Raw genomic sequence first — 12,046 nt, 5'->3', positions numbered from 1 at the left:
ATAAAAAGAGCGATCTACGATCGGGCTATTGAGTCAACTTGGAGCTACTATTTTTTAATAGTAGCTCTTTTTCGTTATATAGAACTGAAAAATAACGAATAAATTTCTAGTGAAAGCTGGGTTTTACAGTTCAAAGAACTGAAATAATGTACGATTAGTCAGTTTTTTCAATGAGTTATTTAAAATTCGTCAAAACCTCCTATAATATTGGCTATAGGAGTGGTAAGTATGGCGAAATATGTCTTTTTAGATACGGAAACGACAGGTTTAGATCCCCATAAGGGCAACCATCGGATCATCGACCTAGCCTGCGTAGAATATGAAGATTCCACTCCAACAGGACATGTATTCAACCTCAAAATTAATCCTGAAGGCAAAAAGTCTGTAAAGAGCGCTTTTCGAGTTCACGGAATCCTAGATGAAGAATTAGAGGGAAAACCGACCTTTAGTGATATCCACCAGCAATTCATTGAATTCATCAAAGACAGGCATCTCGTTATCTTCAATGCGGCTTTTGACTTACGTTTTTTAAATGCTGAGTTAAACCGCGTTAATTACCCTTCAACGGTTTCTGATATTTGTGCTGAAGTGACTTGCGCAATGGAGCTTGCCAAGAGCAAATTCGGTGTTAGAAAAATCAGTCAAGATGCAGCTTGCTTACGATACAATATTGATATTTCTAGTCGAACCAAACACAGTGCGTTACTTGATGCTTCACTGTGTGCAGAGCTGTTTTTCAAATTACTTGATGATTCGGTTGAACCACTAGAATCAACACCACAACAAAATAAACATACGCCAACCAAAGCCATATCCATTCCAAGAGCTTTCAAAAACAAAGAAACGGGTTTATATACCCAACTTAACTTTTGTAAAAATCCAGAATGTAAGAATTTTGGTGTCGTAGCTAAAAACCCGACTTACAAAGCCAATGGTGAGCTTAAGCGAGGTTTAGGCAACGAATACAAGCTTACATGGAGTGACGATAAATCCGAGCACCTGCTCACCTGCAAATTATGTGGTCATAGTACCACCATGATTCACAATCGTTGTTTTGAATTAGAAGTAAAACGCCTTTCAACCATATACGAGCCAGTCGAGCCAACGTGTCAGAATAAGGCTATACCCGGTCAACCTAAGACGTTTCGGCCCTACTATATTCCAACATCCCCTGAGAATAGGCGAGGCATTAAAAAGTTCAAGCCTCGGTGTAAAAATAGAGATAAGGGGATTTACACCCACCCGGAACTCTACAAGTTAGATGGAAAAGCGCAGCCTGACCGCATTATTGAGCGTGTTGTTAAAAAGCCAACCAGAAAAGGCGGCAAGCCTGTTACTCAAATAATCAAGGAAGAAAAGCTAGGTTCACAACTTCTTACCTGTCATGCATGTAATAGTAAGTTAACTGTTAAGTTAAACCCAGCAAACCGTCATTACAGAGATGCAGATAACGTTAAAATCTTTAAAGAATTAATGAATAAAGACATCCTCAATCGCATGATGGAAAAGCATGAACTCGGTGCCAAGGTTATCTACGACAAAATCAACTTTTTCTACGAGCAAGCGTTAGCCTTTGACCATTATCATTCACAGATGATTGACCATGCTGTAGCGACTAGAACACTTAGTCTCAGTTCAGATAGACAGTTCTATTTAAGTAACTGGGGCGACCATAACATGCCAAAACCTACGCCTATTGTGAACACTTCAACCGTTGATAATCATTCAGGTTTTGTATTCGTTTCTGATGTGAATTTTGACTTCACCAGTGATTATCAAGAAATAAACAAAGAGCATCGAGAAAAAAAGAGCAGGAAAAGTTCCCTTATTACAGACGCTACGCGCAATACGTATTAAGCAATGATGATGTTCATGTTCAGGCACCTGAGCATGAACGCACTGTTGAACTCCAACTACCACCCAAAGGATTGCTGGTACAGCAAACGTATAGCGTGTTAGCGCACTTTGCTTTACTTAAACAAAAACTCAAATATGCCAACCAAATTAACTTATACGCAGATAATGATTCGGGTATCAAATTAGCCCTAAGAGCCGTTTTTGACGATTGGATAGCACGCAATAAGCTTTATGCCTTTCAAATATCAGCAGAGAAAACAGGCAGCGGTCAGTATCTAGATGAAGACGCATCAAAACGATTCAGACAAGTTCGAGCGGATGCTAAAAAAGAAAACCCAGAAATCACCAATGAAGGCATCAAAAAAGCCCTTTGGGAAGCGCAATTATCAAACCGAGTTCGTGTCGGTAATGCTAAATCAGAATGGATAATCAACCCTAATAGCAAATCGCGTTTAGCAATGATGCTGCCACTAGGTGATGTAAAGAGCATGACCCCAAAACTGGTGGCAAGTTTATTAGCCAATGCATCACTGCATGGTGTCGATAATTGGTTTCAAATCTTACGCAGACATATTAATCTTTTAGAGCGTCCCGTTACCAGTGCCACCAATGCAAAACGCTGGAATGCATACGCTGGTTACAACCCTGAATGGATGGTTAAGCTAATTGAAATTAAGCGAGTATATTTCAATTATTGCATGACCAATGAGCGCACCATTAGCCGAAACTTTTCAGGTAATAACAAACCTAACCCCTCTACACCTGCTATGCGACTTGGGTTAACCAGAAAGCGTTACACGGCAGAAGATTTACTGTCATTTAGTCTCGATAAAGTACGCATCGATGAGGTGTATCGCAACAAAACTGAACACCTACCTAGCTTTGTGAGTAACCGATTTTAGTGTCAGGTTATTTTACAAATGCACATCTATTTAATCATACAAAATCACTAACCTATTGTTTTTTGTAAGTTACCTAACTGGCATAGTGCCTGCTTAGTACTCTCAAAGTATTTATTTTTAGCTTTATTAAATACCTTGCAACCTCAATGGAAAGGGATTAAAAGGAAAAATCAAATGAAAAATAAATTTTTAAAAGGTTTAGTGGCTAGCTTTGCATTGGTTGTCAGTGGGTTTGCTAATGCGGGATTAATTTTATCTGAAGTAGATGAGAATGCTTATATTCAAAGAGCTGGATATGACATTGCATGGATCTCACCTTGGAGTGCTAACAATACTAACATTGGTGATTATCAGATAGATTTATCGTATCAAAGCCAGTTCGGGTGGATGATAATGACTAAAGCAATATACGATGAAATTGGAGGTTTAACAGCAGCCGATTTTGCTTTTTCTGGTGCTAATGTTGACTATTTTACTGGTAATAACCTAGATGAAGCTACAGGCGCAACAGTTGCTGCTCTTTCGGGAATTCTTCCTACTAATGACGTTGCTGTAGCAACACCTTGGTTTAGTAAAGAGGCTTATTGGGTTGATTGGTCTCAAGGAGCTATAGGCGCTTGGAGTTTAGCTGATTGGGAATCGCCTTTATCTTGCCCTAATTCTTGTAATGAGACTTTGGCTGTTAGAGTTAGTAGAGTGAATGAAGTCCCTGAACCTTCTACCTTGGCAGTTTTCGCTTTGGGTTTAATGGGACTAGCTTCACGTAAATTTAAGAAACAAGCTTAATAAACATCGCTGAATATTTAAAACACTGATCATAATGGTCAGTGTTTTTTTCTTTTTTGGATATTTAAAACAAGAAAATCATAGTAAATCCCACCTTTATAATTCCAAGTCACTCAGTAACTAACTGAAATATTTAACTAATCGTACATTTTTAAGCTTTTTAATTGCGTTTCTTAAACTAAGCTTGCATTGAAAAATAAAGAAAAAGTTTTCTAAAAGTAAAAGGCCGCTTTGTTATTTTAACAAAACGGCTCCAAGTTGACTCAATAGCCCGATCTACGATCGCACTTTTTTGTAGTGAAAGAGGCGTTTGTATACAAACGGGACGCACTAAAAACTCGCATAATTTACCCTTGATCAAAAACTGCTCAACGATTGGCACGCTCTTGGCTTATTCCAGGGTCATTATCAGGCTAAAACGTGTTTTAACCGGTATACAGTTGCTGTACGCGAACGGGATTTTTGATACAGTGACACAATAATTAAATTGTATAGCTGCGTAAGACAGCAACAGACACTAGCGCTAATAGGTTTTGCTTATTGTCATGGCTAATTGCTATGAGGAAAGTGACGCCTTTTCGGGAAGAAAAAATGACAGAAACTTGCTTTCGCATGAAGGGCACTACGCTCACCAGTATTGTGTTAGAAGTAATAGATTTTGAGCCAGATAATTTTGAAGCTCAGTTATCTCAGAAGGTCGCGAGCGCGCCACAGTTCTTTACCCGTTCCTCACTGATTTTACATTTAATAAAGCCTTTATCTGCTACAGAGTTCGAGCTGCTGGTGGCGCTATGTCGTCGACTGCAATTGCAGCCCATGGCCGTGAAAGGTGAGGTGGCAGAGCTGAAGCCTACCATCAATGATTTGGGGTTAGCCGATGTAAGCCAAAGCAAATTTACAGACAGCGCCCTTCGTTCGCACAAAGCGAATGGTAGTGAAAACAATAACGGAAGCGGCGAAAACCCTTCTCAAACCGCACAACAAGATCAAACCGTTTCTGCGCCGCCAAAAAGTGAACCGGCTCCTGCAGCCGCAACCACGCTCAAACCTGCCAAAGTAATTAACCGTCCGGTACGTTCTGGTCAGCAAGTCTATGCCGAAGGCGGAGACTTGGTGGTAACGGCTTCTGTAAGTGAAGGCGCTGAGCTGCTTGCCGATGGTAATATTCATGTTTACGGCACATTGCGCGGCCGCGCGTTGGCAGGCGTAAAAGGCAATACGGGAGCCCGTGTATTTTGCCAGTCTCTAGACGCGGAACTTATTTCAATTGCAGGGCAATTCATTATGCACGAAACCGTGAAAGGTGAATGCTGGAAAAAACCTGCACAAGTATATTTAGAAGAAGAAACATTACGTATAGAGCCGTTGGCTTAATGCTTTGTACGCACAAATAGGAAAGAATAGATGGCAAAGATTATCGTAGTAACCTCAGGAAAAGGTGGTGTAGGCAAAACTACATCAAGTGCAGCAATAAGTACGGGCCTTGCGTTAGCAGGTCATAAAACAGTAGTCATCGACTTTGATGTGGGCTTGCGAAACCTTGACCTTATCATGGGGTGTGAACGCCGTGTGGTTTACGATTTCGTAAACGTTATCAACAAAGAAGCGTCTCTCAAACAGGCACTTATTAAAGATAAAAGAACGGAAAACCTTTTCATTCTTCCAGCATCGCAAACCCGCGATAAAGACGCCCTTACCGTAGATGGTGTGCAGGCAGTACTAGACGAACTCAAGAAGGACTTTGAATTTATTATCTGCGATTCGCCAGCGGGGATCGAGCAAGGCGCTCAGATGGCGCTGTATTTCGCGGATGAAGCCATTGTGGTGACTAACCCTGAAGTGTCGTCTGTACGTGATTCAGATCGTATTTTGGGCATTTTGCAAAGTAAGTCGATGCGTGCAGAAAGAGGAGACACGGTAAAAGAGCATTTATTGCTTACACGTTATAACCCAACGCGCGTTGAAAGTGCTGAAATGTTAAGTGTCGCTGACGTTGAGGAAATCTTGGCTATTCCGTTATTAGGTGTTATTCCGGAATCTGAGGCGGTGTTAAAAGCATCGAACCAAGGCCAACCGGTAATTCTTGACGAAGAAGCTAATGCAGGACAAGCTTATGCAGACGCAGTAAAACGTCTGCTGGGCGAAACTGTTCCACACCGTTTCCTTGAAGCAGAGAAAAAAGGGTTCTTTAAGCGCCTGCTAGGAGGGAAATAATGGGCATTTTCGATTTGCTTAAAAAGAAGCAGAAACCAAGCACGGCGGCAGTCGCCAAAGAGCGGTTACAGATTATTGTGGCCCATGAACGGAAAAAGCGAACAGAGCCTGACTACTTGCCTATGATGCAGCAAGAAATCATCCAAGTGATTAGAAAGTACGTCACTATTGCCGACGACCAAGTCTCTGTTCAGTTAGATAATAATGACGACTGTAGTGTACTAGAGTTAAACGTAACGTTACCTGATAACTGAGCACATTGTTTGTTTCAGCAATAGCTGACGTGTAAAGGCATCATCGCTCTGTACGTTTCAGCATTCATTCATCATCATCGAGCTGCTTTGTTGCGAAGGTGATGAATTTTTCGTCTAGCGCGTCAGGTGCGATGGAAACGCCATCGCTCAGACGCCCTATGATAGCGTCTAATACATCAATTCTAGCCTGCCATTTGTATTCGCCGTTGATAATGTGCCACGGGGCATAAGGTGTATTTGTTTTCTCTAGCATGTCGTCGATTGCTATTAGATAGTTGCTTCGCATTTTTCGGTTATGCAAATCTTCTGCTGTAAGCTTCCATCGTTTGAAAGGGTTGTGAAGACGCTCTTCGAAACGTTTGCGTTGTTCATTCGCCGAAATATGCATGAACAGCTTTATGATACGAACACCATTATCACTTAATGTCCTTTCAAACTCATTAATCTCTGTGTAACTTCGCAACCAATTCTCTCTCAGCGTTAGATTATCTACGCGTTCCACTAGCACCCGCCCGTAATGAGAACGGTCAAATATTACCACCTGCCCTGGAGAGGGAATATGTTTCCAAAATCTGTAGAGAAAGTGCTTTTCTCGCTCACCTTTTGTCGGTGCAGCAAATGCCAATACGTTGAGACCTCGAGGGTCTAGCTTTTCTGTAACGCGACGTATTGCGCCGCCTTTTCCAGAGGCATCCCACCCTTCGAAAATAATTAGAGCGCGTTTTTTTTGGTGATAATAAGACTGCTGAATACGAAAAAGCTGTGTCTGACAGTCTGTTAAAAGCGTTTTATACGTCTCCTTATCGGCAATTCGAGATTGTCCGAAGTCATCAAACAGCTTAGGAGGCGGTGTTGGGCAGTCGTTCATATGTTGTTCTTTATTTTCGTTTGATCCCTTTGAAAGCCAATCTATTTATTAAAATTGGAAAATTCGCAGGCAGATTCTAAAAGAGGGTCTACACTTACCTGTCAAATTACGCTAACAGGATAATGATATGCAGTTCAACGTTTATTCGTTGGTTGTTTTGATAGCAACACTTATTTATTCACACTCTTCTGATTGTGCGACATGGAGTGAAAACGAGTTCCATTTTCAGTATGGAAAACTTAATCAGCCGTTTGCCGAAGCATCGGGCACGACGCTTTCTACTAGTATTTTTACTTTCCAACATGCCAGTGCCTGGGAATACGGTAGTAATTTCTTTTTCGCTGACTACTCAAGCACGTCATTAGGTGACGAACTTTACGCAGAGTGGTACCCAGCCTTTAGTTCGAAAGCGTTGCTCAATGCGAACTACGACGGTGTATTAAGCGACGTTAGCTTTGTCATGGGAATTAATATGGCACCGGAATCGGACGTGCTAAAATATTTACCTGGTATTCAGTTGCATCTCGATGTTGAAGGCTTTCAGTTTCTTAATGTGCTAATTACCGCATATTTAGATGATAGTGAAGGTATCAACGCAGGTGGGGCACCTAAAGAAGACGATAGTTGGATGGTTGATATTGCTTGGCGATACCCACTAAACCTATCTTCGCAACAATTTTATATAGAAGGGCATGCAGAATATATTGATGAAAGAACCTCAGAAATACCTGACGCCATAGTTGAATCATGGGTATTGGCACAAATTCAAGCGCGATGGGATGCTGGGCAGACGTTTTTCAATGTGAAAGATAGGCTGTTCTTGGGGATTGAGTATCAGTATTGGAACAATAAGCTAGGGACAAAAGAAGAAGACAGCGTTGTTCAAGCACTCGCAGTGTGGCGTTTTTGAGCCACCCTTTAAAAACAGCGCGTTTTATACATTATTTTTGGAGTAACTTATGCAGTTAAAGCGTTTGCTTTTCATTGCTTTGATAGCCGCGTTGGTTGTACCTGTGGTAGTCACCACTGCAGTGTTCGCAACCTCAATCCTCAGCTTTCTTACTGATAAAGTAGAATCGTCAGACTTACCTACCGCGCTTGAAGAAGTTAAAAATGCGGTTGAGTTAGATTTGCAAAGTACCATATTGCCGAGTCGCTCACTGGCCAACAATGCATATATAAAACGTTGGATTGAAGCGGGTGAGTCTGCCAGTGGGGTTGAAGTTCTAACAGAACACCTTTCAGCAATAAAGCGCGAGAGTAATGCTATTACCGCTTATGTTGTGTCAGGGAACTCAAATAACTACTACACCCCAAACGGCATTGAGAGGAAAATTACCGCACAAGGAGATAGCTGGTTTCAAACCTTTATTGATAGCGATAACGAATATGAGATTGCAATTGATATCGATAAAACTAATGGCGTTGCATCGGCCTTTATTAATTATGCGCTTAAAATAAATGGACAACGCACTGCCCTAGCTGGAGTTGGGTTGTCACTTGATGCGATGTCAAAACTCATTGCGTCCTACACAGTTGGTGATACAGGTATTGTTTATCTAGTAGACGACAGCGGGGCGATTGCGCTTCACCCTGATATGTCTAACCGAGGTAAAAAGTTAAACGCAAGAGCATTCCTAAATAACCCGAGTGAGCTCACTATCGATGGCACTGAAGTAGCACGGCTCGCTGTTAAACTTGATTCCCTCGATTGGTATTTGGTTACTGAAGTACCTACGAGTGAGCTGTATGGCGCAATTAACTCTGCGGTGCTTGTAAACGTTTTTATCGCGCTGGTAATCATTGCTTTGGGTTTTGTCGGAATGAAGTTCTTATCCGTAAAAATATTTGCACCTATTGATACGATTACATCAGCAGTGACTGCATTGAATGAACGCGACGGCGATTTAACGGCACGTTTAAATATTCACGAGCACAATGAAGTGGGTGTGCTTGCGGGGCAGATTGATTTATTTCTAGAAAAACTCCACGCAATGTTTATTCAAGTTTCTGACAGCGCGGATAACGTGAAGAAAATAGCGGCAAATGTGTATGAACAGATCGAGCTCGCACAGAATTATTCATCACGACAAACCGACAGCACAAACTCTGTCGCTGCTGCAATTGAAGAGATGGACCTTACCGTAAGAGAAATATCAAACAGTGCGCAGGGGGCTTCCGAGGTGGCAAACACAACCGAGGAAAATGTGAGTTCAAGTGTAATTACAATCAACAAGGCGATGCACAACATGAGCGAGTTGAGTGATGTAATGACCAAATCAGTGAACTCGGTAAATGAGCTCTCAAGCAGTATTAATTCTATTACATCGATACTGGATGAAATAAGAGGAATATCAGAGCAAACCAACCTGTTAGCGTTAAATGCTGCAATAGAGGCCGCGCGTGCGGGTGAGCAGGGAAGGGGGTTTGCCGTTGTCGCAGATGAGGTTAGAAATCTAGCAAGCAGAACGAATGAATCGACTACCGAAATTAGCAAACTTATGGAAGTGTTGAATCAACGAACGTCAGACACGGTTAGCGATATCATGAGAGGAAACGAGAGTACGCAAGTCACGTCTGACTTCTTGGCAAGCTGCGTTCAGGCGCTTGGCAATATTTCAGCTGAAATCAGTAAATTGACAGAAGCAAACACGCATGTTGCCTCCGCCACGCGCGAACAGTCTGCGGCCACTGGCGAAATAAGCGAGAATATTTCTGTTATTTCGCAAACAGCGCTTGAGACGTCACGGAGTATGGAAACAAGCTTCTCGCTCGTTAATGAGTTAGATGATGAAGCCAAGTCATTAAACTCGACTATTGGTAAATTTACACTTTAACGTTTCTCTTAATGGGTAGATGAATACTTGAATCGTTAAGAATCGTCCCAATAGTTGATGGATGTCAACAAGTGTTAGATAATTGTGGGCAGAGCATGTGCGAAGCGCACAGTAATTATCAAGAGGTAGGTATGTCTGTAGAAACAGCGTTGCCAATCGAGTTTTCAGACGCTGCAGCAGCGAAAGTTAAATCGTTGGTTACCGAGGAAGAAAACCCTGATTTAAAGTTACGCGTCTACGTAACCGGTGGTGGGTGTTCGGGATTTCAGTATGGTTTCACGTTTGATGAAAAGGTGAACGACGGAGATATGACCATTGAGAAGGACAGCGTAACTATGGTGGTCGACCCGATGAGCTTACAATACTTGGTCGGTGGCATTGTTGATTATGTAGATGGTCTGGAAGGTTCACGGTTTTTAGTTCAAAACCCAAATGCCACGACGACCTGTGGCTGTGGTGCAAGCTTTAGCGTTTAAGGGCTTGAGCCTACACACTACTGCGCTTTTTAAGCATTGAACGTTCAGCTTTGAGCGCTTGATGTTAATGCGATAGGCATACATCGCATCATATTGTATGCCTGTCGGTTGTCTTGTTCTCAACACTTCCTTTTATTTTCAAATTCCGGCTACACTGATTTCATAGAACGACTACGGTTTAGGACAGCGTTTATGAAATTATATGGCTCCACCACGTCTCCCTACGTGCGCCGCATTCGCATCGTACTTGCGTCTACAGAACATGAATTTTTGAATCTTCAAATTTTTTCAGGTGAAGATCGCGAGTTGCTCGCCTCTCGCAATCCTACGCTCAAGGTGCCTTGCCTTGAAGATGACGGCCAAATGATTTTCGATTCTCGGATCATCTACAATTATCTCGCTGACAAGCTTGATCGCGATGGTTTAAGTTGGGAAGAAGAGAATCAACTCACCCTGATTGACGCAGCAAATGATTCGTTTGTTCAGCTTATGCTACTGAAGCGGTCGGACTTTGATATTAGTGAAGACAAAATGTACTACCGTCTGCAAAAAGAGCGGATTGAAACGGTATTAAGCGCGCTGGTAGAACAGCTTGATAAAGGAGGGTTTAGTGGATGGACCTACCCTGAAATCTGCTTATATAGCATGGTCGATTGGGTGCTTTTCCGCGAGCTACACAGCATGAAGGAATATCCTCAGTTGCTAACGTTCCATGAAAAGCACCATGATCGCATTGAGATAACGGCAACTGACCCTAGAATTTAAGCGTCAGCGTAACAAGCTACAGACAGACTCTAATTTAGCCTTGAATGGATGACGACAAGGGTTATTTAAATGCTAATAGCCCTTTGCAAAATCAAAACGGTAATTTAGCGATTCACCGTTGATATAACGCAGTGCATTTTCTAAAAACACGTCGGCCACGTCGCTTGGCTGTGACTCCGCGGCGGTATGTGCGGTTACTGAAATACGAGGGTGCTGCCAAAACGCATGAGCTGGGTCGAGGGGCTCGTTGCGAAATACGTCCAATACTGCATGCGCCAATGCGCCGCTGTCTAAGGCTTGTAAAAGGGCATCGTCGTCAACCGCACTGCCTCGCCCTGCGTTAACAAATACACTGTGGGGTTTCAGCGCACTAAAAAATTCGTGAGAAAGCATGTTTTGCGTAGATGGCGTGTCGGGCATTAAATTCACCACGTGGTCACATGCTCTGGCAAACGCTTCGATAGTGTCGGGTGTATAAACAGCATCGGCACCTTCCACTGCTTGCCCGCTTCGGGTTAAACCCACAACGTTCATACCCAATGCGTGAGCAACGGGGATCAATGCTTGCCCAATACTGCCCAGTCCAGCAATGCCAAGCGTTTGACCATTTAGCGGCATTCGCTTTGATGCTTCCCATATTGGCTGAGCGGCACGCTGGTTTTGCTCAAAAGCCTTTACGTTTCTGGCATGTCCAAGCAAGTAAGCAAAAACATACTCTCGCATGAGTTTACCGAAAATACCTTTCAACCCTGTAAGTATATAGTCTTTTTTATTGGCATTTAGCAGTGGTGCATTGCCTGCCCAGGTAGACTGGCACCAGGTGAGTGCTGAACATGTATCAATAATCCGAGACGCAAGGTCGGGGTCTGCAAGCAGTACCGTAACGGTTTCTGAATTTACATCTTCGGGACATTGAGTAATTTGTTTAAGCGTTAAAAGCGGGAGACCATCAGCGCCTATGAAGTCGTTGTTATCTGCTATTTTTTGGCGAATCGCTTCGGCAATATCATTCGCCTCATCGCTTAAAATAGTCAGTTCAATCCTCTTTGAACTCCTTGCTGTCATTTGCTTAACACTCCTAAAGTAA

Annotated in this window: 12 protein-coding genes; 10 read left to right on the top strand and 2 right to left on the bottom strand. The window is 42.6% G+C overall.

All coding sequences use genetic code 11. The features are described from left to right. Positions 1–228: 228 nt before the first annotated feature. The 6 genes from BK026_RS10630 to minE all read left to right on the top strand — a co-directional run bounded on the left by BK026_RS10630 (position 229) and on the right by minE (position 6,013). Positions 229–1,857: an exonuclease domain-containing protein gene (locus BK026_RS10630; protein ID WP_071815839.1), complete on the top strand. Its 1,629-nt coding sequence runs from the start codon at positions 229–231 to the stop codon at positions 1,855–1,857. 95 nt (positions 1,858–1,952) lie between these two features. Next, positions 1,953–2,759: a hypothetical protein gene (locus tag BK026_RS10625; RefSeq protein WP_071815838.1), complete on the top strand. Its 807-nt coding sequence runs from the start codon at positions 1,953–1,955 to the stop codon at positions 2,757–2,759. Between the two features lie 174 nt (positions 2,760–2,933). After that, complete coding sequence (locus BK026_RS19810) at positions 2,934–3,545, top strand: PEP-CTERM sorting domain-containing protein (protein WP_256253767.1); 612 nt, start codon at positions 2,934–2,936, stop codon at positions 3,543–3,545. Positions 3,546–4,136: 591 nt separating this feature from the next. Further along, on the top strand, positions 4,137–4,919 hold the full coding sequence (minC, locus tag BK026_RS10615) for a septum site-determining protein MinC (protein ID WP_039235299.1): 783 nt from the start codon (positions 4,137–4,139) through the stop codon (positions 4,917–4,919). Between the two features lie 30 nt (positions 4,920–4,949). After that, on the top strand, positions 4,950–5,759 hold the full coding sequence (minD, locus tag BK026_RS10610) for a septum site-determining protein MinD (protein ID WP_071815837.1): 810 nt from the start codon (positions 4,950–4,952) through the stop codon (positions 5,757–5,759). Beyond that, a complete protein-coding gene (gene minE, locus BK026_RS10605; protein WP_071815836.1) occupies positions 5,759–6,013 on the top strand; it encodes a cell division topological specificity factor MinE in 255 nt (84 codons plus the stop codon). Before minD ends, minE begins: the two co-directional genes overlap by 1 nt. A gap of 64 nt (positions 6,014–6,077) precedes the next feature. Here minE and BK026_RS10600 read toward each other — a convergent pair whose 3' ends face one another. Beyond that, on the bottom strand, positions 6,078–6,881 hold the full coding sequence (locus BK026_RS10600) for a polyphosphate kinase 2 family protein (protein ID WP_071815835.1): 804 nt from the start codon (positions 6,879–6,881) through the stop codon (positions 6,078–6,080). 127 nt (positions 6,882–7,008) lie between these two features. Here BK026_RS10600 and BK026_RS10595 point away from each other — a divergent pair, with 127 nt between their 5' ends. The 4 genes from BK026_RS10595 to BK026_RS10580 all read left to right on the top strand — a co-directional run bounded on the left by BK026_RS10595 (position 7,009) and on the right by BK026_RS10580 (position 10,959). Then, on the top strand, positions 7,009–7,791 hold the full coding sequence (locus BK026_RS10595; protein ID WP_071815834.1) for a hypothetical protein: 783 nt from the start codon (positions 7,009–7,011) through the stop codon (positions 7,789–7,791). 49 nt (positions 7,792–7,840) lie between these two features. Beyond that, positions 7,841–9,718 (top strand): methyl-accepting chemotaxis protein, encoded by a 1,878-nt coding sequence (locus tag BK026_RS10590; protein ID WP_071815833.1) that lies wholly within the window; start codon positions 7,841–7,843, stop codon positions 9,716–9,718. A 131-nt stretch (positions 9,719–9,849) separates the two neighbouring features. Continuing rightward, a complete protein-coding gene (gene erpA / locus BK026_RS10585) occupies positions 9,850–10,194 on the top strand; it encodes an iron-sulfur cluster insertion protein ErpA (RefSeq protein ID WP_071817599.1) in 345 nt (114 codons plus the stop codon). A 192-nt stretch (positions 10,195–10,386) separates the two neighbouring features. Then, positions 10,387–10,959, top strand: a complete 573-nt coding sequence (locus BK026_RS10580; RefSeq protein ID WP_071815832.1) for a glutathione S-transferase family protein — start codon at positions 10,387–10,389, stop codon at positions 10,957–10,959. 72 nt (positions 10,960–11,031) lie between these two features. Here BK026_RS10580 and BK026_RS10575 read toward each other — a convergent pair whose 3' ends face one another. Next, positions 11,032–12,024, bottom strand: coding sequence for a D-2-hydroxyacid dehydrogenase (locus BK026_RS10575; protein WP_071815831.1), 993 nt, complete (start codon positions 12,022–12,024; stop codon positions 11,032–11,034). Positions 12,025–12,046 lie beyond the last annotated feature (22 nt).

The organism is Alteromonas sp. V450, from assembly GCF_001885075.1.
In the GTDB taxonomy this organism is placed as follows: Bacteria; Pseudomonadota; Gammaproteobacteria; order Enterobacterales; family Alteromonadaceae; genus Alteromonas.
Note: the sequence above shows the minus strand (reverse complement) of the source record. Positions and strands in the feature narration are given on the sequence as shown.